Annotated in this window: 19 protein-coding genes; 17 read left to right on the top strand and 2 right to left on the bottom strand. The window is 39.1% G+C overall.

Annotated features, from left to right (window positions below; all coding sequences use genetic code 11):
• Nucleotides 1-124: 124 nt before the first annotated feature.
• On the bottom strand, nucleotides 125-1,048 hold the full coding sequence (locus AC2TFD_RS27570) for an AEC family transporter (RefSeq protein ID WP_484674362.1): 924 nt from the start codon (nucleotides 1,046-1,048) through the stop codon (nucleotides 125-127).
• Nucleotides 1,049-1,369: 321 nt separating this feature from the next.
• Nucleotides 1,370-2,365, bottom strand: a complete 996-nt coding sequence (locus AC2TFD_RS27565; protein ID WP_335515215.1) for a DUF3231 family protein — start codon at nucleotides 2,363-2,365, stop codon at nucleotides 1,370-1,372.
• A 180-nt stretch (nucleotides 2,366-2,545) separates the two neighbouring features.
• Here AC2TFD_RS27565 and AC2TFD_RS27560 point away from each other — a divergent pair, with 180 nt between their 5' ends.
• The 17 genes from AC2TFD_RS27560 (at nucleotide 2,546) to AC2TFD_RS27480 (ending at nucleotide 23,248) form a co-directional block, all read left to right on the top strand.
• Nucleotides 2,546-3,007, top strand: a complete 462-nt coding sequence (locus AC2TFD_RS27560) for a hypothetical protein (RefSeq protein ID WP_484674361.1) — start codon at nucleotides 2,546-2,548, stop codon at nucleotides 3,005-3,007.
• Between the two features lie 552 nt (nucleotides 3,008-3,559).
• The gene (locus tag AC2TFD_RS27555; RefSeq protein WP_484674360.1) at nucleotides 3,560-5,680 is read left to right on the top strand and encodes an MMPL family transporter; all 2,121 of its coding nucleotides are present in this window, start codon (nucleotides 3,560-3,562) and stop codon (nucleotides 5,678-5,680) included.
• 62 nt (nucleotides 5,681-5,742) lie between these two features.
• Nucleotides 5,743-6,414, top strand: a complete 672-nt coding sequence (locus AC2TFD_RS27550) for a response regulator transcription factor (protein WP_335515229.1) — start codon at nucleotides 5,743-5,745, stop codon at nucleotides 6,412-6,414.
• A complete protein-coding gene (locus AC2TFD_RS27545; RefSeq protein ID WP_484674359.1) occupies nucleotides 6,411-7,808 on the top strand; it encodes a sensor histidine kinase in 1,398 nt (465 codons plus the stop codon). Before AC2TFD_RS27550 ends, AC2TFD_RS27545 begins: the two co-directional genes overlap by 4 nt.
• 4 nt (nucleotides 7,809-7,812) lie before the next feature.
• The gene (locus AC2TFD_RS27540) at nucleotides 7,813-8,208 is read left to right on the top strand and encodes a hypothetical protein (protein WP_335515204.1); all 396 of its coding nucleotides are present in this window, start codon (nucleotides 7,813-7,815) and stop codon (nucleotides 8,206-8,208) included.
• A 672-nt stretch (nucleotides 8,209-8,880) separates the two neighbouring features.
• Nucleotides 8,881-10,368 (top strand): class I adenylate-forming enzyme family protein, encoded by a 1,488-nt coding sequence (locus AC2TFD_RS27535; protein ID WP_484674358.1) that lies wholly within the window; start codon nucleotides 8,881-8,883, stop codon nucleotides 10,366-10,368.
• Between the two features lie 202 nt (nucleotides 10,369-10,570).
• The gene (locus AC2TFD_RS27530; RefSeq protein ID WP_484674357.1) at nucleotides 10,571-11,359 is read left to right on the top strand and encodes an enoyl-CoA hydratase/isomerase family protein; all 789 of its coding nucleotides are present in this window, start codon (nucleotides 10,571-10,573) and stop codon (nucleotides 11,357-11,359) included.
• Nucleotides 11,360-11,595: 236 nt separating this feature from the next.
• Entirely contained in the window at nucleotides 11,596-12,576 is a 981-nt protein-coding gene (locus AC2TFD_RS27525) for an N-acetylglucosamine kinase (RefSeq protein ID WP_484674356.1), read from the top strand.
• A gap of 390 nt (nucleotides 12,577-12,966) precedes the next feature.
• Nucleotides 12,967-13,938 (top strand): GNAT family N-acetyltransferase, encoded by a 972-nt coding sequence (locus AC2TFD_RS27520; protein WP_484674355.1) that lies wholly within the window; start codon nucleotides 12,967-12,969, stop codon nucleotides 13,936-13,938.
• A gap of 27 nt (nucleotides 13,939-13,965) precedes the next feature.
• Entirely contained in the window at nucleotides 13,966-14,883 is a 918-nt protein-coding gene (murQ, locus tag AC2TFD_RS27515; protein WP_484674354.1) for an N-acetylmuramic acid 6-phosphate etherase, read from the top strand.
• 3 nt (nucleotides 14,884-14,886) lie between these two features.
• On the top strand, nucleotides 14,887-15,933 hold the full coding sequence (locus tag AC2TFD_RS27510; protein WP_484674353.1) for a serine hydrolase domain-containing protein: 1,047 nt from the start codon (nucleotides 14,887-14,889) through the stop codon (nucleotides 15,931-15,933).
• Between the two features lie 383 nt (nucleotides 15,934-16,316).
• Nucleotides 16,317-17,033: a PIG-L deacetylase family protein gene (locus tag AC2TFD_RS27505; RefSeq protein ID WP_484674352.1), complete on the top strand. Its 717-nt coding sequence runs from the start codon at nucleotides 16,317-16,319 to the stop codon at nucleotides 17,031-17,033.
• 22 nt (nucleotides 17,034-17,055) lie between these two features.
• Nucleotides 17,056-18,654: a beta-N-acetylhexosaminidase gene (gene nagZ, locus AC2TFD_RS27500; protein WP_484674351.1), complete on the top strand. Its 1,599-nt coding sequence runs from the start codon at nucleotides 17,056-17,058 to the stop codon at nucleotides 18,652-18,654.
• Nucleotides 18,655-18,677: 23 nt separating this feature from the next.
• Nucleotides 18,678-19,838: an anhydro-N-acetylmuramic acid kinase gene (locus AC2TFD_RS27495; RefSeq protein WP_484674350.1), complete on the top strand. Its 1,161-nt coding sequence runs from the start codon at nucleotides 18,678-18,680 to the stop codon at nucleotides 19,836-19,838.
• A gap of 96 nt (nucleotides 19,839-19,934) precedes the next feature.
• Nucleotides 19,935-21,269, top strand: coding sequence for a sugar ABC transporter substrate-binding protein (locus AC2TFD_RS27490; RefSeq protein ID WP_484674349.1), 1,335 nt, complete (start codon nucleotides 19,935-19,937; stop codon nucleotides 21,267-21,269).
• Between the two features lie 72 nt (nucleotides 21,270-21,341).
• On the top strand, nucleotides 21,342-22,262 hold the full coding sequence (locus AC2TFD_RS27485) for a carbohydrate ABC transporter permease (protein WP_335568636.1): 921 nt from the start codon (nucleotides 21,342-21,344) through the stop codon (nucleotides 22,260-22,262).
• An 11-nt stretch (nucleotides 22,263-22,273) separates the two neighbouring features.
• Complete coding sequence (locus tag AC2TFD_RS27480) at nucleotides 22,274-23,248, top strand: carbohydrate ABC transporter permease (RefSeq protein WP_335568637.1); 975 nt, start codon at nucleotides 22,274-22,276, stop codon at nucleotides 23,246-23,248.
• The last annotated feature ends 21 nt before the right edge of the window (nucleotides 23,249-23,269 follow it).

Genomic DNA, 23,269 nt, shown 5'->3' with positions numbered 1-23,269 from the left:
AATCCTACGACATTCTTATTAATATAGGTTATTACTACCACATTCTACCAAAAATCTGCGAGGAAGTTTGTCGATATTTGTAGGTTGTCGAGGTTTTATTTGTAAACCAAAACCCTCTTTGGACCTATTTAACCAAAACAATCAATATCGGTAATACAAAAAAGGACAATAGGGTTGTCCAAAGTATCGTTTTGGTTAACACCTTTGGTGAGGCATCGAATTTTTCAGCTAGAATGCCGGCGTTGATCGCAACGGGCATACAGGATAATACTAATAGCGTAGAGAACATAATGCCTTCAATGTTTAATAGAGTTAAGCACAATAAAGCAATGAGTGGTGCGATCAATAATCTCATACTCATGCCTGTCCAGAAGGTAACGCGTGTATTCCTAGTAATACTTTCTGTTTTCACATTGGCCATTTGTGCGCCTAAAATCGCTAGTACAATGGGCGGGTAAGAGTCTGCAATCATGGAAATGCCGGTGGAGAGACCGCCTGGCAGTGTTAAATCAAACGTGCGTAACACGATGGCTAGCAATACCGCATAAATAGCAGGCAGGGCAAACACCGATTTCATCGCATTTTTTACTGTAAAGTGAGAGCGTGCTGCAAAGAAGATTCCTAATGTATGCATCATGATCATCTGCATAACGATGTAGATGGCTGCCTTTTCAAGCCCCAGCTGACCAAAAGCAAGCAAGGTTAGTGGGATTCCATAGTTGACCGAATTGGTAAAGGAGGAAATTAAGGTTAACCCAGCTATATCATTGGCTGGCAGTTTGAACAATTTCCCTAAAAGGTTGGCTGCAACCGCTAGTAAGATCAAATTTAACAGGGAATAGGCAACAGTCAAATATACATCCTCTCGTGATAACCGCGCCTCCATTAAGGTATCAAAAATCAAGAACGGCGTTATGTAATATAAGACAAAGTTTAAAAGCGGCTTGATTTCCAGCTTCCCAAACCGGCTTAGCAAGACTCCTGCTATCACAGGCAAAGCAAGCGGGACAATCACATCAAAAAGTGTGGCGAAAATTTCTCCTAACATATAAAACTTCCTCTCTAAATATCAAACTACCATCACCCGAAAGGGAAAGACAAAATGGACATGCCTTCGGATTGATATTTATTATATATTAATCGATTTTTCTTTCCACACCTTCACGCCTATTTTATGAAATAGTTTAGATCAACTCAGGCGGTTGATGTATTTAATAATACTGAAAAACTGCAAAATTAGAATTTTTGAAGGTTAATAGCAGTGGAAGGCAAAGCCCCTTTCATCCTATTGGAAAGGGGCTTTTTTAGTATAAATCAAAAGTATTGGTACTGTGGGAACAAACGCAGAAATTGCCGTCTGTGATAGTGATTATCTGTCCATCGCTTCTGGTTGTTTTTCCATCCAACCATGTTTCACCATAATATTGAAAGAAATTGCTCCTGCCTCCATCGCATGGGTAAATACTTTACTATAGGTTACGATTAGATCCGACCTTAAGCTGGAACCTAAGGATGCACCATAATATGTAAGGGCTGCATTTACTAAAAAACCCGCGTGAAACATGATCAATTTGTCAGAAAATGGACTTACTGTTGAATCTGTGATCTCGTCATCCCATTTCGCAGGTATTGGTAAACGATCCTGTTGCAAGATAGCGTCAAAGCTTTCGGCATCTCTCCCAGCTAATTTAACGTTTTTCAACATAAAATTACGAACATCTTCACGTACCGCCACCTGACTAAAAGCCAAACTTAACGACGTGATAAATCCAGTTTTCGTCGAATTAAAGAAAAGAGTGCTGATTTCGGAACTATTTAGTGGTCTTTTGTCTCCGATTAAATTGGAAATGAATCCTGGAGATTCCATAAACTTTGCCCCATGAGGTGATGGTATGGAGGGGACACTTGTATATTTTGGCTGGTTTTTAGACAATTCTACAATTTTTTGGAACAGCTCCTTAGATGATGCCGTACAGTCAAAGAAGTAATTTTGAATGTCTTGTCGCTCCGTGTTTGAAATAGCTAAGCTATAAGCTGTTAGCCCATGTATGGTCATAATATACGAGTAAAAAAGTAGAAATTGGTCAGAAAACAGACGTGGGGCATTCACATTCACATCATTATCTGTAAATCCGATAGGGATTTGGAAATTAGCACTTTTTAGGAAATCGGTAATTTTTGAAATATGGCTCTCAGCTAACTGCAAGGCGTATTCTAAAATGGGTTTTATCTCTTTGTTCTCAACAATCGTAAGAAAATATTTGTAAACACATATTGCCATACTATCACCCATATACTGCAGCCAAAGGGCCGAAACTTCTGCAGCAGTTAAGGTGGTTGCCTTGGTTTTATTAAATAATCCCAAAGGAAATACCTCCAATTTTTTCATTTGTTATTCTGAGATTATTTTATGGTAATGGCAATGAAGTATACAGAAAATCAAGAGAAACTTTTGAGCTTATTATTTGGCAGTATTAACTCGGAATAAAATTTATTGGCGGGTTGAATAGTAATGAAGTAAAAGACAAAAGGAGGAATTGCTAGTATGTCATTAAAAACTATGCGATTATATAATATTCTTATAGTCATATTAGCGTTGTCGACATTACCTTTTCTTGGAAGGCGTAATATCAAGAGGTATTTTCCTGCAGCCATCCTTGTTCTAATCATACACTCCATTGAAGCTATATTTGGAAAACAACGTAAATGGTGGGTTTTCTATAGAAATTCCCATTCCTATCTTTCAGGGGAATTCCCTTTTCATATCGGACCATTTTTAGTTGGTGCAATGTGGATTTTAAAATGGACATATGGGGATTTTAAACGTTTTATCACTTTAAACGCAATTGTAGGTGCTATATTTGCTTTTCCTATTATGAAGGTATTTAAAAAACTAAAAATAGTGGCATTATTTCGTATAAATCATTTTCAATTTTTTCTACATATCTTTTATAAAGCAATTTTTCTATATGGGTTCCAATTCTATTTCGAAAATAGAAGAAAATAATGAATACGGCGAGATAAAAAAACCTGTCTGTGTACGACTTTCGACAATGCTTGCAGGTAGCTCATATATAATGATAGTCCCTGATACTAAAGGGTTTATCCCAAAACTAATCAAGTGTTTGATTAGTTTTTTTCGTAATAAATCCACGGTAGTGCCATGGTATACGGAGGATTACAATCGCAGACAGTTTTATACATTGAAAATGGAATACGATTTGCTTTCCCGACTTAGAAATGGTCGTTTCTAAATACACTCCATCTTTTGTTGCGCAAATTACAAATATACCTGAGAGTAAACTCATTCAATGTGCTGAATGGATCGGCACATCCCCAACATATTAAGGAAATGGCGGAGTTTTTATGAAAAATATTTTTGTATTAGGCATTGTATGCAGAAGGAAAGCCATCTGAAGCCTGACAATAAAAATATGGATTATAAAAATTTTCAAAAAACTAAAAATTAGTTTCTCAAAAATGTAAACAAAAGTTGATATTAAATTTATCTTCGATTAGTAAGATCATATTCGAAAGAGACTAAAGGAGGTTTACATTTTTGAGAAAACTGTTATTTCCAATTACAGATTGGGTTTCAACAAAACGAGGGATGTGGATTACGATTATCGCTTGGCTAGTCCTGATGGTCGGATTAAGTGCGGGACCAAGGCTTGGTGACTATAAAGTAACGAATTTTCAATCGCTCCCAGATGAAGCACAATCTTTATTAGCTGAAAAGAAGACAGAAGAGATATTTCCAAATGAGCAAGGGACACCAGGAATCCTTGTATTCCATAATGAAAATGGCAACATCAGTACCGATGAGGTCACACAAATACTAAATGGAATAGTAGAAGAAGATATTAAAGGAATTGAGAATATCCTTGATATAAGCGCACTTCCACCTCAAGCGTTAACGGGCTTTATTTCCGAGGATGGTTCAACGATGATTGTTCCGATGGAATTAGAGCAGGGGCTTGGTAATAGCCAATTTGCCGATATCAATGATAAGGCTTCTGAGATAGGCAATAAGATCGCAGATGGATTTGAAAATATTTCCTTTTATATCACTGGTCCGGCTGGAATTGCTGGGGACACACTCAAGCTTTTTGAACAAGCGGACTTTGTGTTATTACTTGCTACAATCGTTATTATTTTAGTATTACTTATTGTGATTTACCGCTCACCGTTACTTGCGTTCATCCCTCTGCTTGCAACAGTTATTGTCTATCAGGTTGTGAATCAAAGTGTTGCATTACTAGGGGCGGGCGGGTTAGAAATCAATAACTCAACAACCTCCATTATGAGTATTTTACTTTTTGCTGCAGTGATTGATTATTCACTATTTGTATTCTCCCGTTACCGTGAGGAGCTTAACAAGGTTGAAAGCAAATATGAAGCAATGAAACTTGCAATGCGTGCAACTGGGGAACCTGTATTTTTTGCTGGAGGCACGGTGTTAGCAGCGATGTTGGTCTTATTCTTCGCTAATTTCCGTGATTATCAAAACTTTGCTCCAATTTTCGGTCTTGCCATGTTCTTCATCATGTTAGCGTCGATCACATTGGTGCCTGCTTTATTTACGCTATTTGGTCGCAGAGCATTTTGGCCGAAAGTTCCAAAGTACGGCCAAGAAAAAGAAGTAAAACACGGAATTTGGGGACCTATTGCGAAGTTTGTGGTGAATAAACCAGGTATATCCGGAGGGATTGTTGGTATTTTTCTTGTCATTACTGCTTTAAATGTGTTTAATCTTGATTTTGAATTTGATACTGTCAAAAAGTTTCCTGAGGATTTACCGTCTCGAGTTGGATATGAAATTGTAGAGACAAGATATGACAAAGGGGAACTAGCACCTACAACATTGTTAATCGAAAGTGATGAAGCTTTAGTAGAAGAAGACGTAACTGCTATTACCGGAAAACTACAAGAATATAAAGAAATTACATCTGTACGATTGACTGCACAATCTGAGGACTCTAAGGCTATAAAGCTTAGTGTTGTGTTAGCAATGAATCCATATTCTACGGAAGCTATGGATATGATACAAGATTTACGTGAAGAATCACCAAAACTATTAAAGGACGCTTCTATATCCGGCGATGCATACTTTAGCGGAGTAACTGCAAAGCTAGTAGATGAACGAGATGTGAATACGAAGGATATTTTTACTATTGTGGCACTTGAAACATTACTAATCCTAATTCTCTTATTCGCCCTGACTCGTTCCATTAAAATGCCTATTTATATGATGGTGACCATTTTACTTTCCTATGTATCTGCTATGGGTCTTGGCATTTTTCTAGTTGATATCTTGTTTGGTTATGAAGCATTAAGTACTCGTGTACCTGTCTACGCTTTCATCTTCTTAGTGGCGTTAGGGATTGATTATAATATTATCCTTGCCTCTAGATTCATAGAAGAGCGGAAGACGCACCGAGTTAAAGGTGCTCTCGAAATTGCAATCCGGAATACCGGTGGTGTCATTTCATCGGCGGGTATCATTCTAGCGGCAACTTTTGCAGCGTTGACTACGATGCCAATTGCTGACCTTTTCGTATTTGGTTTTATGGTTGCAATTGGAATCTTAATTGATACTTTCCTAGTTCGGGGAATGCTTCTACCAGCTTTAATCCTACTATTTGAAAAAGACAAGCAAGTCTCCCATAATGGACAGTAAAAAAGGATACAAAGGACTTCCTATCCTTTGTATCCTCCTTTTAGGAGGTTCCTATAATGAAGATGAAGATTCTTGTTGTAGATGATGATGTATATATTCAACAGCTTGTATCTATCCACTTAAGTCGAGAAGGCTATCAAGTATATAGAGCGAATCATGCTGAAGAAGCCTTGAATCTGTTGGAAGAAAAAACTGTTGATTTAGCAATTGTCGATGTCATGATGCCAGGAATGGATGGGTATGAATTGACAAAGACATTATCAACTGACTACGATCTCCCCGTTATCCTGCTGACTGCCAAAGGGCAGATTGATGACAAAGAACAAGGCTTCTTAGCTGGTTCAGAGGACTATATCGTGAAGCCATTTGAGGTAAAGGAACTTCTATTTCGTGTTGCCGTAGTGTTAAGGCGCGTCGAACGTGCCATGGAAACGGTCATAAAGGTAGGAAATCTTACCATCGATCGGAAAAACTTTGAATTAATGATCAATCAAGAAACAGTTCTTCCACCACTAAAGGAATTTGAATTATTAAGTTTATTAGCTTCACGCGCAAATAAGATTACACCTAGAGCCTTTTTAGTCGAACAAGTATGGGGAGTTGATTATGAAGGCGGAGAACAAACTCTTAATACTCATATAAACCGAATCAGAGATCGTTTAAAAAAATATGATGCATCGGTGGAAATTCAAACGGTTCGAGGGATTGGCTATAAGCTTGAGGTAACCAAATGAGAACTTTATATCAAAAGTTCATTGTTGCAACGCTATTGATTTTAATAATAAGTGTCACGATTGGGATGATATTAGCCAATTTTATTTACATGTCTTCTACCAAGCAGAAGATGGATCAGCAAAATGTAGAGATCGCCCAAACCATTACATTAAACCTTGAGAATATGCATTCTGATCATTCTTCCTTAGAGCCTTTCTTAGAATCGATTGGTAATCTTGGGTATCAAATATATGTGGTAAACGAATCCGGGGAAGAGGCTTATTTTGGCAAGCCTTTTACAAAGACAGAACTTCCTATTGAAGCCAAGAAGGTAGTCTTGGAAAAAGAGATTTACCACGGTATGAGCCACTTTTCCAATAAGTTTTTAATGATGGGACATTTCTCAAATGATGTTAAGAATACGGTAGGTGTGCCATTCACCATGAGTGGGGAGCAATATGGTTTATTCCTACGTCCCAATAATAAACTGCTCTTTTCTGATATTCATATGATTTTAGCATGGTTTTTTGTAGCAGTTACAGTTGTTAGCATTAGTGGGGTAATCCTGTTTGCAAAGCATCTCATCAACCCGATTACAAGGTTAACAGAAGCGACTAGAGAGATTACTCGTGAGAATTTTCTTTATCCGTTAAAGATTGATCGTAATGATGAGCTTGGCCAATTAGCAGAAAGCTTTAACAACATGCAGAGGCAGTTGCAACATAATGATGAAGCTCGAAAATCCTTTATCAATAATGTGTCACATGACTTTCAATCTCCACTAATGAATATTCGGGGGTATGCTGAGCTTCTACTGTCACAAAACGTAAATGAACACGAATTAAACGAGTACCTGCAGGTTATTGATCATGAATCAAAGCGACTTTCCAATCTAACTAAGCAGTTATTGGTATTAACCTCACTTGATCAGAAAGCGTATCCGATGATGATATCAGAGGTGCAATTGGATGAACAGATAAAACAAACCATCCGCAGGTATCAATGGCGACTACAGGAAAAGGAAATTGAAGTTTCTTATAAACTGTCACCTATTCGGATGAAGGTTGATGTCGAACTGATAAGCAACGTCTGGGACAACTTGATAACGAATGCGATAAAGTATAATGCTCATGGAGGGAATATTTGGATAAGTTTATCTAAAAGTGAAGCCTTCATCACGATCATTGTGAAAGATTCCGGAATCGGGATGTCTAAGAAAGACGTGACCCAAATTTTCGAACGTTTTTACCGTGTAGATTCATCTAGAAAAAGTGACGGTACAGGGCTAGGCTTATCGATTGTTAAACAGATTATTGACCTGCATGGGGGAGAAATAAAGGTTGATAGTGAGGTTGGCGTGGGAACAACCTTCACAATCATACTTCCAAATAAAGAAAGAAAATTGGAGGAATAAATAGATGGAACAAACTTGGAGTTTAAGGCTCATTCGTTTTTCAGCGATATTCGGAATAATCGGTACTTTTATTGGTTCTCAAATGTCAGGAAGTATGGATTATTCATTGAGACCCATTCATGCTCATATTCTATTAGTAGGATGGCTTTCGGTATTCGCTTGGGGAATTTTTTATAAGGTGTATAAGATTAAATACAAAAGACTTGTAGCAATTCACAGTATCCTTGGAATGCTGGGTGCTGCAGGTTTGACCGTAGGAATGTGGATGTACAATCTAAATCCATTCAATCTTAATGAAACCTTTGTCATGGTGTTCTTTATCGTGGGTGGAAGCTTACTTTTACTAGCTTTCTTATTATTCGTGCTTATCACCTTTCTAGTTGATAAACAGGAAAATTAAAATTTAATTGGTATTCCAAAAGCAATCGACTTAAAAATGCCGTGAAGGCTGACAAATCACCATTCCTGCAATCCTAACCTTGCCTGCTTTGATGTATTTGTCAAATTAATAAAACCTATAAGGCCCTTTACTCTTCTTCAATAGATTTTTGGTCCTTAAGAGGGAATTCTTGAGTAAGGAATAACATTTGACCAAGCATAAAAATCAGGGAACTTCAAATGAAGTTCCCTGATTTTTTAATTTTGATGGAAATGAAATTGACATATAAAATAGCTCACGAAAACGCTGGTTTTTCAGCGGCTTCAGACGGTTCTAGTGGTCAAAAGTTTACTAAAAATAAACCATGAGAACCGTCCCTTTGGCACCTTTGGCACCCCACTAAAGGATTTATCGCCTAACTAATCAAGTGTTTGATTAGTTTTTTTCTTGTATAAAACTGTCTTAGATTGTAACAAATTGGTGAAGGAGAATTAGGGTAGAATACTAGAAACACTCCATTGCATGTCCAGAGTTAGGCAGGTATAATGGTTTTTATATGAAATTTTTGAATATTTTATTATTTGATGATTCTGACGAAAGAAGGAATCAGTCTCTATTTATGTATATCTACTGTGTAGATACATGGGGTCTCTTCATAAAACTATTATTTCTACAACAAGGGGTGCTAAAAGGATGAATCAATTTACGTTAGGTAGTTTAATAAGAAAGAATGCAGTCCAATATCCTCAAAATGAAGTATTTGTTTCTGAGAATCATCGATATACCTATCAAGAAGCAAATCAAGAGGTAAATCGGATTGTCAACTGGCTGGAAGCGAAGGGAATTCAACATGGTGACCGTGTGGCGATTCTATCGGAAAATAAAGTTTCTTACGGCCTATTTATTTTTGCCATTGCGAAAATGGGTGCTATTTTTGTACCTATTAATATTCGATTAAACAACAGTGAGATTGATTATATATTGAAAGATTGCTCCCCTAAATTAATGTTAACTAGTGAATTGTTGTACGGGAATGCACAAACCAGTGCCAATAACTGTAATGTTCCACTCTATCTTGATACAACTATATTGGAGGAAAGCGGGAATTTCCCTTCACGAGAACCTGACTGTAAAGTGATGACTTCCGATATTTTTACCATCAAGTATACGAGCGGAACCACTGGGTTTCCTAAAGGATGTATCGCGACTCATCAAAATTGGCTGTGGAATGATAATAATATTAACGCTTTTATTAAAAATGGACCGGAAGACAGCTATATTGCGTTACTTCCACTTTTCCATGTAGCAGGGTTTGGGGCATTCCTTACTCATATCCATTATGGTGGAAAAGTAGTTTTCCCATCTGCGAAATTTGATGCCGAAGAAGCCTATCAACTGATTGAAAGAGAAAAGGTCTCTACTATGTTTATCCTCGAACCTCTATTAAGTAGATTCCTATATTCGGATTTTTATGATGTGAAAAAGGTTGAATCACTTAAGAATCTGTTGTCAATGGCTGGGGTTGTTTCTTCTAAAATTGTTACGGATATCAATAACAAGCTTCGTTGCACCTATTTTGGTATTTACGGTTCCACTGAAGCAAGCAGTATTGTAACCGCGATTCACTATAAGGAAGATATGGAAAACTTTAAATCATATGGTTATTTACTGCCAAACTTTGACGGAAAAATCGATAACATCAGCAATGACCCCGATGAGGAAATTGGTGAGCTTTTACTTCGCGGCCCTTCCATGATTCAAGGTTATTGGAATAAAGAAGAGGCAACAAAAGAGTTGTTGGACGGAGGCTGGATTCATACCGGCGACGTATTCCGAAGATCGGCAGATGGAACGCTTGAGATGGTCGACCGGAAAAGGTACTTAATAAAGACAGGCGGAGAAAACGTTTATCCAAATGAAGTAGAAGCGGTTTTGAGGGAGCATCCGCAAATTGGAGATGTCGCCGTCATTGGAATTCCTGATCCAACCTGGGGTGAGGCCATCAAAGCATTTGTTGTATTGGCTCCTGATTCTACTGCTGTTGATGGTGAACAGATTACCAAATGGTGCCGAGACAAGTTAACAGGTTTTAAAATACCAAAGTATTATGAAATGATTAATGAAATTCCAAGAAACCACTCTGGAAAAATATTGAAGCATGAATTACAGGCCATCGGATAGGCTATTTCGTAACGATTGTTGTTAAAATCCTAAAGCCGATTTTAACGTGGCAATAGTTATTTTGTGCCTTTGAATTTAGTATGCAAGCTCTTTTCTTATAAAATTTATCTGTTTTTTTTCGAAAACACAGGACAATTATTAATTTTTGTTATAAAAAGCAACAAAGTTTAAGAAAAGAGCCATAGGGTAAAAGGAGAGAAAAATGGAGAAATCACTAGAATACATCCTTTATGAAAAAAAGAATAACATAGCCATTATTACATTGAACCGACCGGAAGTTTTAAATGCAATCAACCTCCAATTATTTTCTGAATTGGAGCATGTTGTAGACGTGATTGAAAATGACCCAGAGATCAGAGCCGTGATCTTAACAGGTGCGGGAGATAAAGCGTTTGTTGCAGGCGGGGATATCGCCATGATGAAAGAAATGACACTTATGGAAGGTGAAAAGTTTGTTTATGCCGGCCAAGCCTTTTTAAACAGATTGGAAAACAGCCGTAAAATTGTCATTGCTGCCTTAAATGGATTTACCTTAGGCGGCGGGTTGGAAATCGCATTAGCTTGTGATCTTCGTATTGCAGCAGAGCATGTCCAGTTGGGTTTACCGGAAGTAACGGTAGGTGTTTATCCTGGCTGGGGAGGTACGCAGCGATTGGCCCGGCTTGTTGGGGTAGGGATTGCCAAACAGTTAGTTTTTACCGGTGACAGGATTCCTGCGAGTGAGGCCAAACAATTAGGTATCGTCAATAAGGTTGTACCAAAGGATCAGTTAATGGAAGAAAGTTTGGCTTTAGCAGAACGGATTCTAAAAAATAGCCCGATCGCCGTTATGCAAGCAAAAAAAGCACTCAATCACGGAGTAGATCTTGCTCTGGAGAAGGCTTTAACATTGGAAGCCGAGGCATGGCTGGTTAACTTCGCCACAGAGGACCGCGTCGAAGGATTACGTGCCTTTTTAGATAGAGAAAAACCGAATTATAAGGGTAGATAACCGAATGCGCCAAAAGCTAACGGAAACGGGAAAATGATATCCCTTTTCGTTAGCTTTTTTTATGACCGAGGGTGACCAAGGGGACGGTTCTGGTGGTTTTTTGCCAAGCTGTCGTGAAAATAGTATGAATTACAACTAAAATATAATTTCAATAAATATAATTTATATTTAAAACTTTATTTTTATATTATATAATCAAACTATCAATCTACAAGCTGTTTTTGGAGGACATTTACATGTATGTTTTAGGTATTGATGGCGGAGGAACGAAGACAGTCGGTGTTATTGCTGATGAGTTTGGAAAAATTGCTGCTCAGCAAACAGTTGGCGCGACCAATCAAAACGGCGTTGACCGTAAACAGGTAGAATCGGAATTACGAAACTTAGTTACTTCTTTAAGGCTCCAAAATGAAAGCGCATTCTCAAATCTATCTGTAGTGTTTGCTGGAATGAGCGGCGTTGATCGTCCTGATGCGAGAAGCTTTATGGAAAAGAGTATTTCAAAGTTGGTGCCTACTGGTACAAAGGTTGTTGTGGATATTGACGGAGTGAATGCCTTGTATTCCGGAACCTACGGGGCACCGGGAATCGTCCAAATTGCAGGCACTGGCTCCATCACTTTCGGTATTAATTCGAAGGGTGATAGAGGCCGTGCAGGCGGGTGGGGCTATTTAATCGATGATGAGGGCAGCGGGTATGACCTTGGTAAGGAAGCATTACATGCAATTTTTAAAGAATATGATGGGCGAGGCAAAAAAACGATCCTAACGGAAAGTATCTTAAAGCATTTCAATGTTAGTCTGCCACCAGAGTTAATCCACACCATTTATCAGGTTGGAAAGGCACGTGAAGTCATTTCACCATTGAGCAGGTATGTTGCAGAAGCAGCAGACCAACAGGATGAAGTTGCGAAAGAAATCATCCATCGCGCTGGGAGAAAGATTGGGAATTCGATAGGCAGTTTAGCGCAGCAGTTATTTCAGTCTGATGAAACCGTTCCAGTTGTATTGGTTGGCGGGGTATTTAACCGTTCAGACTTATTTATACCTGCGATTGAATCGGTGTTGAAAGATCAAAAAGTACATACAAACTTAGTAAAACCGAAGCTTCCACCAGTCGGCGGTGCGGTAATTAAGGCCATTCGATGTGGTAATGTATCCATTCAGGAAGGCTTTGAAGCTGCATTTATTTTTGGCTCTGTTAAGTTAGGGTGTTGATTTGCCCTCCAGTAACCAGGCCAAGTAAAATAAGCGGAGATTTTCCAGTTAAATGAAAAATGGAGCCAATTTTGACTTAAATAAGCGGAGATTTTCCGGTTAAGCATAGAAAAAACCTCCATTTTCATGTTTTTTAAATAAATAGTCGGAATTTCTCCGTCTATTTACGCTATTTTTATTGGTAAATTCGAATTAAGCGGAATTTCTCCGCCTATTTAGATTCCGAAAATGGATTAACACTGCCATATTTTAAAATGTGAAATATTAGTGCGAAAATATTTATAAAATTTTGAATTTTTATTTCAAAAATGAATACATAGTCGTATAATAGTAGATGGAAGTAAAAAACAGATTAGTAAAAAACTCGAAGATGTAATGGGGGATACCAATATGAAATTTATCGGCTGGGATCATCAAAGGCTTAAAGAACTAGTCGCACTTTGGAATTCAGAAATTGGTATGAGGTTCCCACTGAGAGAAGAGCTTTTTATTCAGAATAGCTTTGATGATGCAAATGTATTACGTTCTGGGTCGTTTATTGCGATAAATGATGAAGATCAAGTCATTGGTTTTGTCGTATCTAAATGCTGGCAGGAAAATTTAGACGTTCAAATGAATCACGATATCGGCTGGATTCAGGTGCTTTTAGTGAAGTCGAGCTATCGTTGCAGGGGAATTGGAAGCGCTCTATTAGGAAAAGCGGAGCAGGCATTAAAAGAAAGAAACATAAAAACAGTACATATTGGGCGAGATCCTTGGCACTACTTCCCAGGAATTCCGAAGAACTTTGAGAAGTCAAAAACATGGTTTGAGAAGCGAAATTATGTAGGTGGTTACATCGAGTATGATTTAATCCGTCACGATCAAAACCGGCCAAATTGTTTTAATCCATCTAGATATGATGTTCAATTTACTCTACTTAAAAAAGAAGAAAAACACGAGTTCCTTTCGTTCTTACAGCGTTGCTTCCCAGGAAGATGGGAATATGAAGCCATTCACTATTTTCAAAGAGGCGGCACTGGGAGAGAGTTTGTCATCGCAAAGAAAAACGGGAACATCATTGGGTTTTGCCGAATAAACGACCACAATTCTCCGTATATTGCACAAAATGTATACTGGGCACCGTTGGTGAATGAGGCGTTAGGTGGAATAGGTCCATTGGGAATTGATCTCAATGAACGAAAAAATGGATATGGGCTTGCCATTGTTGAGGCCGGTATTTCTTTTTTACGGGAACGAAATATACATAGTATTGTTATCGATTGGACTGGGCTCGTTAATTTTTACGGAAAACTAGATTTTGTGATTTGGAAGGAATACCAGCAGATGAGTAAGGATTTAAGTAAGGAACTCAAAAGATAAATAGTAAATTTGGAAAGGCGTGTCCAAATGAAAGTGAATATATCAAACCTAACAACAGAGCAGCGCAACCACAAATCAATCCATAGCGATCAACTGTCAACGAGTGAAATCGTTGCCTTAATGAATGAAGAAGATCGAAGCGTGGCAGATGCGGTTCAAAAGGTTCTTCCAGAGATTGAATTGGCAATAGAAGCAATCTATCAATCTTTAAAAAATAATGGGCGTTTATTTTACATCGGTGCGGGTACGAGCGGTAGAATCGGGATTGTCGATGCTTCAGAATGTCCGCCAACATTTTGTACACCTCCAGAATTAGTGCAAGCAGTTATGGCTGGTGGAGAAACAGCGATGTTCAGAGCTGTTGAAGGTGCAGAAGACAGTCTTGAATTTGGGGAGAAGGATTTAGCACAAAGAGGACTGACTCAATCCGATGTTGTCGTCGGAATTGCCGCAAGCGGCAGAACTCCATATGTCATTGGTGCATTGAACTATGCAAAAGAGGTTGGAGCAGTAACGATAGCTGTATCCTGTAATCCAAATTCAGAGATTGGTAAAATCGCGAATCATAATATTGAAGCGGTTGTTGGACCAGAGTTTTTATCAGGATCTACTCGATTAAAATCCGCTACGGCTCAGAAAATGATTTTAAACATGTTTACGACAACCACCATGATTAAACTTGGCAAGGTTTATGGGAATTTAATGGTGGATTTGAATGCAAGTAATGCGAAGTTAATTGAACGAGCGAGAAATATCGTCAGTACGATTACGGGTGTTTCTTATGAAGAATCAGCCAGGGTTCTAAATGAAACGGATCAAAAAGTGAAACCTGCAATCGTGATGATCCTTGCGAATGTTTCTTATGAAGAAGCGAATGAGGCCATCAAAGAAGCGAATGGATTTACGCGAACAGCCATTGAACTAGCAAAGGAAAGGAAGCTCTAGATGATGAAACAGGAAGTTCTTGATTTTCTACATAATGAAATTCAATTGAATCATATTCCTGGAGCTGTAATCTATGTTTCCTATCAAGGAAAGTGTGTAGTAGAAGAAGCGATTGGGAACCGGATTGTTTTTCCTAGCAAAGAGCCTATGGCTATCAATACAGTCTTTGATATAGCTTCTTTAACCAAGCTAGTTGCCACACTTCCTGCGATTCTTACACTGGTTGAAAAAGGCACCCTGCATCTCGATGACCCAGTTTCCTTCTTTTTACCGGAGTTTGGGCGATATGGAAAATCAACGATTACGATAAAACAGTTATTAACGCATACATCAGGACTGCCTGCTCATCGAGAATATTTTTTGGAGAATTTAACGACTGAACAAATCTTGAAGCGAATCTATGACGAGCAATTGGTTGCACCCATTGGTGAAAAGGTTATTTATAGTGATTTGGGATATATAACCCTCTACAAATTAATTGAAAGTGTCACAAATGAGTGTTTTCAAGATTATGTCAAAAGAGAACTATTTGACAAGCTTGAAATGACGGAAACGACATTTAACCCGACATTTGAAAGAAGTCGTTATGCAGCAACGGAATATAGTGAAAAGCTAAATGATTACAAACATGGAATCGTGCATGACGACAACACCGAAAGCATGGGAGGAATTAGCGGACACGCCGGGTTGTTCTCGACTGTTCGTGACCTTACTAATTTCACTAGGATGATTGAAAATGAGGGTATGTTTAAAAAAGAACAAGTGCTGTCTAAGGCATCGATTGAAGTGAGCAGAAAAAACTTTACAGCTTTTAGTAACGAATACCGCGGACTCGGATGGATATTGAAAAGTCCAACTTTTTCAAGCTGTGGAGATCTTTTTTCAGCGTCATCCTATGGTCACACAGGATTTACAGGCACAAGCATATGGTTTGATCCTGAAATAAAGCTTCATGTCATTTTACTTACAAATCGAGTGCATTTTGGAAGAAAAGATCCTATCCTTCGTCTTCGACCAAGATTGCACAACATCATTCGGTCATATTTTTAAGCGAGGCTGCTTTTCGTAACGATTGTTGTCAAAACCTTGGCTCTGTTTAATTAGGCTGTTGATTTGTGCTCCAGTAAACAGCGAAAGTAAAATAAGCGGAGACTTTCCGGTTAAATGCAAAATGGAGCCTGTTACCTGGTAAATAAGCGGAGGTTTTCCGGTTATGTAGAGCAAGATCGTCCAATTTCACGTATTTCGATTCAATAGCCGGAATTTCTCCGTTTAAATAAGCTATTTTAATCAGGAAAAATTAAATAAGTGGAATTTTTCCGTCTATTTAATTTCCAAAAAATGAATTAAATCAACAATACATTTAACACACAGCCAAGATCCTAAAGACGATTTTAACGTGGTGATAGAGCCTTACGTGAGGGGGAAATATTTTGTCTCAGAAATTTCATTTAATGGTGGTTGGCGCACATTGCGGGGACGCTGAGATCCAAGCAGGTGCAATCGCCCATAAGTATGCCAAAGCAGGGCATGAGGTGACGTTCCTGCATTTGACTGCAGGTGAAAAAGGGACACCAGCAGGTTTAACGGTCGAAGAGTATCGTGAACAAAAAATTAGGGAAGCGGAAAAAGCTGCAGCTGTATTAGGTGCAAAGAGTATCACGCTTGATTATAAAGACGCAGAATTAAGTGATGACGATGCTACCATCTCACATGTTGCAACCATATTCAGAAAGCTTAAGCCTACTGTTGTCATCACCCATTGGGAAAACAGCATGCACCCAGACCATGCACTATGTCCAAAAATTGTTCAAGCGGCATGGCTAAAAGCGGCACTGCCTGGTTTTGATTTAGAAGGGCTGCCTCCACATTCGTTAACGAGAATGTTTCACAGTGAGAATTGGGAGGACATGGAAGGTTATCTGCCGGATATATTTGTCGATGTCACCGATGAATTTGACACCTATTTGGAAGCGCTGTCGCAGTACTGGTTTATTATGAATTCAACCTCTTTCCGTTACTATGATTACTACAAAGCACTTGGGACGATGAGAGGATGCCTCAATCGAACTACCTATGCGCAAACACTCAAATTCCCAACAGGTGCGAATGTAAGAAAAGGATCAAGCATACCTGGATTTGAGCTTTAAACAAGAAAATGGAGGTGACAAGATGAATCTTCGGAACAAGGTCGGCCAGCTTATGGTCGTAGGATTCAAGGGTAAAACTGCTTCAGAAGAAATAAAAGAATTGATAAGAGATTTCCATGTTGGCGGTATTATTCTTTTTGGACGGAATATTGGAACACCACAGGAAATTTTAGCGTTAACCTCCGAACTACAGAAAACGGCAAAAGAAGCGGGACATGAACATCCACTGCTAATCTGTATCGATCAAGAAAATGGAGTCGTACGCAGGCTGGGGGAAGGTGCAACGATTTTTCCGGGTGCCATGCTGCTAGGTGCAACGAATCTCCCTGACAATGCCTATAAAGTTGGATTAGGAACTGGGAAAGAACTAAAAGCTTTGGGGATTAATTGGAATTTAGCGCCTGTATTGGATGTCAATAATAACGCAGACAATCCCGTCATTGGAGTAAGATCATTTGGCGAGAGTGCAGAAAAGGTTTCATTGTTTGGAAAAATGGCCATGAAAGGCATGCAGGATGCAGGTGTGATTACAACCTTAAAGCATTTTCCAGGCCATGGAGACACCAATGTGGATTCACATTTAGACTTACCTGTTATTGCACACGATATGGAACGATTAGAAGAAATAGAGTTGAAGCCATTTGTAGAAAGCATTCAAGAAGGTGCGGATACCGTCATGTCAGCACATGTCTATTTCCCTGCGATTGAAGATCAACAAGGCGTGCCAGCCACATTATCTAAAAAAGTCATTACAGGACTTTTACGAAATAAGCTGCAGTTTAACGGAGTGGTGACCACTGATTGCATGGAAATGAATGCGATTGCAAACACGATTGGAACAGCGCGAGGTGGTGTAGAAGCTATCAAGGCTGGAGTGGATTTGATTATGGTCTCTCATCTTCATAACCTGCAAAAAGATACCATTGAGGCAATTGCCAGAGCTGTTGAATCAGGAGAAATTGAAGATGCTGCATTGAATGACGCCTTTGAACGAGTTACTAGATTGAAAGAAAAGTATTTAAATTGGGATGAACTTCAGTTAAAAGATGAAATTTCCGTTCCAAGTGTTGTGGGCTGTAAAGAGCACGAACATACTGCGAAGGATATATATCGACAAGGCGTAACGGTGGTGAAAAACTCTGGAATACTGCCGCTTGCAGCTGACAGCACACAGCGTGTATTGGTTGTTTACTCTGAGAACAGCTACACCATGCAAGTGGAAGATAAAAGATATTCATCCATGCTGCTAGGTAAGTCGATAAAGGAAATTGATCCCTCAGCACATGTGGTGGAATTATCAAACCCGCCGACGGAGGAAGAGATTAACACTATTTCTGAGCAAGCGAAAGAATATGAGGCAATCGTTGTCGGTACTTTAACTGCACTTCCTGGTAATTCGCAGATTACATTAGTGGAAAAATTACATGACACTGGAGTACCAGTTGTGGTTGTGGCAACGAGAAGTCCATACGATATTGCGTATTTACCAGATGTTGCTGCCTATTTATGTACCTATGAATTTTCCTATTCGGCGTTAAAAATGACAGCCGCCGCCATTTATGGTTTAGAAAAAGTATCTGGAACTTTACCTGTTACCATACCTTCATTTCAAAACAAATAAACGAGTGAGAGAGGGTGAAAAACATGGAAAATGAGAAGTTAGTCGTTGGACTAATGTCAGGCACTTCACTTGATGGAATTGACGCCGCATTAGTGTCAATTAAAGAAGAAAATGAAAAATTTGATATCAAGCTAATCTCTTTTTCAACACTAGGTTTTTCAGGTGTGATGAAGGAAAAATTACTAGAGTTATGTAATCCAGAGCGAGCTAGAATACAAGATATTTCTTCTATGAATATGCTTTTGGGAGAACTATTTGCAGATGCGACCAAAAAGGTTGTAGCTGAAGCGGGTTTAAACATGAATCAAATCGACATCATTAGTTCGCATGGTCAAACGATTTTTCATCAGCCAGAAGCTGTAGAAATCGATGATCACCCTATTACGTCAACCCTGCAAATCGGAGACATTGCTGTTATTGCCGAACGTACAGGTGTGATGACCATCGGTGACTTCAGAACAAGAGATATGGCAGCAGGCGGGCAAGGAGCTCCATTAGTACCATATGCTGATTATCTACTCTTTAAAAATCCAGCATTTGGCCGTGTGCTCGTTAACATTGGCGGAATTGCCAATATAACGGTATTACCAGCTGGATGCGACGAACAAGCTGTCCTTGCTTTTGACACAGGACCAGGAAACATGTTAATCGATGCTTTTACCGAACTTGCAACAGATGGGAAACAATCCTTTGATCAAAATGGAGACATTGCCGCGCGTGGTAAGGTGAATGAAGAATGGCTAAAAGAGCTGCTCGCTCACCCTTATTACCAGCTTGAGCCTCCAAAAAGTACAGGAAGAGAGCTATTCGGCCATGACTATGCACTGCGGTTATGGAAAGAGACCAGCCATCTTACGGTGGAAGATCGAATTGCAACCATCACGGAATTAACAGCTCAAACACTAGCAAATGGCATTACTCACTATATTGAAAAAGGCAAGATTGAAGAAGTCCTCATCAGCGGCGGAGGATGGCATAACAAAACATTACTAAAAAGCCTGCGAAATAGTCTCCCGCAACATATCACAATGGATAGTACAGAGCAGGTTGGGTTATCAGGTGATGCCAAAGAAGCCATTGTTTTTGCACTATTAGGGTATCAATGTTTTATGAAGAGAACGAACAATTTGCCAGCTGCAACAGGTGCAAAGAAACCTGTCATCATGGGGAAAATCGCCTGGTAAGAATTTAGCCTTGAAGGGGGGCGGGAGCCAAGAGGATAAAAGAATGATTGGTTGATTGAATGGAAAAAAACAAATAATTCTAATGGGGGTACTAACGTGAAAAAAAGAATTCGGTTTATTAGTCTTTTACTTGCAATCGTACTGTTCTTAGCTGCATGCAGCAGTAAAGGTAAGGATGAGAAAGCTTCAGGTGACGCGGAGGAAAAAGAATGGACAGGAACGATTACCATTTGGGATGGACCTCGCTGGCCAGACGATAAAGATAACAAATTCCACTGGATGGAAAGCAAAATTAAAGAATTCGAAGCAGAACATGAAGGTGTTAAAGTTGAATTGGTTCAAGTTCCGTGGGCAGAACTGCCTGATAAATTAGGTGTTTCCATTGCTGGACAATCATGGCCAGATATTGCACCAGTTGATATTAGCGGCAGTGCAGTAAGTATCGACCATATCGACCAAGGTGTTATCGAGCCAGTAGATGAGCTTTTCACAAAAGAAGAATTAGAAGATTTTTATCCAAATGCACTTGATGCGTATAAGTTTGAAGGGAAACTTTATGGAGTTCCTAACTCTATGACGGTTCATACGATGCTATTAAACTTAGACCTATTCAAAGAGCGTGGAGTAGAGCCGCCGAAAAATGGTGAGTGGACATGGGAAGAGTTCTTAGCAACTGCAGAAAAACTAACATTTGACCGTGATGGCGATGGAAAAACAGACGTATTTGGCTTCTCAACCTATATTTTACCAGGCTATTATGAAGCATGGCCATTCTTCTACATCAATGGCGGAAGTCCACTAAATAAAGACATGACGAAATTTGCATTTAATAGTGAAGAAGCAGTAAGTGCGATTCAACAGCTTGCTGATTTAAAACTAAAAGATAAAGTATCTCCTGAAACTTCTGGCGGACAAGACGTTGGCGGTACATTCCAAGCATGGGCAAATGCTGAACAAAGAACGGTTGCTATGCAGCCATGGGCAACATGGGCAATTGGTGCTGCACAAGGTAAATATCCAACAAACTTCATGGTAGCAAATTACCCTACTGGTGATTCAGGTAAGCCTGTAACCATCGGCGGTGTTGGCGGCTGGACAATGTTCCACCAAGAAGAAGCTGGTAAAAAGAAAGTTGTAGGCGAGTTTATTAAATACATTTCCTCAACAGAAGAGCAATATACAATGGCAACAGAATATGGTACATTCCCTGCACTTAAGAGCGCTGCAGACAAAGATCCTTATAAAGACAACCCAGAAATGGCACGTGCGCAAGAAATGTCTTCACAAACTGTTATGCTTCCACGTCACCCTGAGTGGAAAAAAATTGATGAGGCCATTCAAACAGAATTACAGCTCGTATTTAATGGTGAAAAGACAGCTAAAGATGCAATGAAAGATGCAGAGAAGAAAGTAAATGAAATACTAAAATAGCAGCATCAAGATTTGCAGACTACCATTTTTTCTTGGTAGTCTGCAAGCTTATGATAAATTGGGGGCGTTAAATTGAAACCCGTTCAACAAACTTCAAATACGATTGTAATCGAAAGAAAACCATCGATCCTTTCTCAAATAAAAAAAAATCTTCCCGCTTATTTGTTTTTATTTCCAAAGTTAGTCCTGTTTATCGCCTTTATTGCCATACCCGTAGTTTGGGCTTTTATTTTATCCTTTCAGGAATATAAAATTTTTGGAAGCGAATGGGTAGGCCTTGATAATTATGTGAAGGTCTTTCAAAGTGAAGCGTTTTTTATCGCACTAAAAAACACGTTTTTATTTACGGTTGTAACAGTACCGTTTAATGTGGTGAGCGCGCTCATCATCGCAAGTCTAATCTACCCTTTAGGAAAACTGTCACAAAGCTTTTTCCGAGCGGCATTTTATTTGCCTACAGTTACATCCATGGTAATCGTGGCCATGGTTTGGCGCTGGATGTATAACACTGATTTTGGGATTTTTAATTATGTTTTAGGCTGGTTTGGCGTGAATCCGATTAACTGGCTGGGGCAATCCTCCTCAGCACTTTGGGCGCTTATTATCATGCAATGTTTAATTCCTTTTGGAGTGGGGATTATTTTATATTTAGCTTCGATGGGATCCATTTCTGAATCTCTTTATGAAGCAGCAACCATTGATGGTGCCAATAGTATCCAAAAGTGGATTCATATCACTTTACCATTATTAAAGCCATCAACGCTGTATTTAGTTTTATTAAGTACAATCGGTTCATTCCAAGTATTTACGCAGATTATCATGATGACAGGCGGCGGACCGGGTTCCGCAACAGAAACACTTGTTCATCTTATTTATAAGACTGGTTTTAGAGATTTTGAATTTGGATTAGCTGCGGCACAATCTGTTGTTTTATTCTTTATCATTCTATTATTCTCAATCATTCAATTCCGTGTACTTAAGTACGATGAGTAGGGGGGAACTAAATGCGAAATTCAAGAAGTGTTCAGAAGCTAAATAAAACGATCATCTATGTATTACTAGGCTTTTTTTCAATCGTTTCCCTCTTGCCTCTTTATTGGGTTTTTAGTACATCGATGCAATTAAGCAGTTACCAAGATGAAGAATTAGAACGTTCCGTATCCTATGTAGATTCTAATCCTCCAAAGATGTATCCGATGGGGATTCCTGAGTATTTTGAGCACTGGGGGAAAGCGCGGGAAGCAGATAAAAATGGTGATGTGAAGGAAGAGGAGTATCACCGCGAAGTCATGGACAATATTGTGTCCGATACCTTTTCTGGTTTTACCACATTGTTTCAAAAGAATAATATTGGCCGCTGGTTCCTGAATAGTACCTATATTGCAGTGATTGTCACGATAGGGATTCTATTAATCGATTCGATGGCAGGATATGTCCTGGCGAAGAAACAATTTCCGGGTAGAAATATCATTTTCTGGTCCATCATCGCGACGATGATGATTCCGGGTCAAGTTACCCTCGTACCATTGTTTATGATGGTGAAAAATCTAGGAATCATGGATACCCATTATGCACTTATTTTTCCAGACTTAGCCATGGTATTTGGCGTATTTTTAATGAGACAGTTTATGTACTCGATTCCAGATGAATTACTCGATGCGGCGAAAATCGATGGTGCAAGTGAATGGAAAACCTATTGGAAAATCGTCCTGCCATTAGCAAAACCAGGGCTGGCAGCATTAGGAATCTTTACGTTTATGAGCGTCTGGAATTCATTCCTATGGCCGATCATCGTCCTAAATGATGCCAATCTTTATACGCTGCCAGTGGGTCTAAAATCATTACAGGATGCCAACCTCGCAAGCTTTAAATTACTCATGAGCGGTGCAGCCATCGCAGCTGTTCCGATGATCATCGTATTTATCATGTTCCAGCGTCATTTTATCAAAGGTTTGACATTGGGCGGTGTCAAAGAATAATAGCGTTACAACAACAAGAGA

The sequence above is a fragment of the Neobacillus sp. plas4 genome (assembly GCF_057221695.1).
The sequence above is the reverse complement of the archived record's forward strand: the minus strand, read 5'-3'. Positions and strand labels throughout refer to the sequence as shown.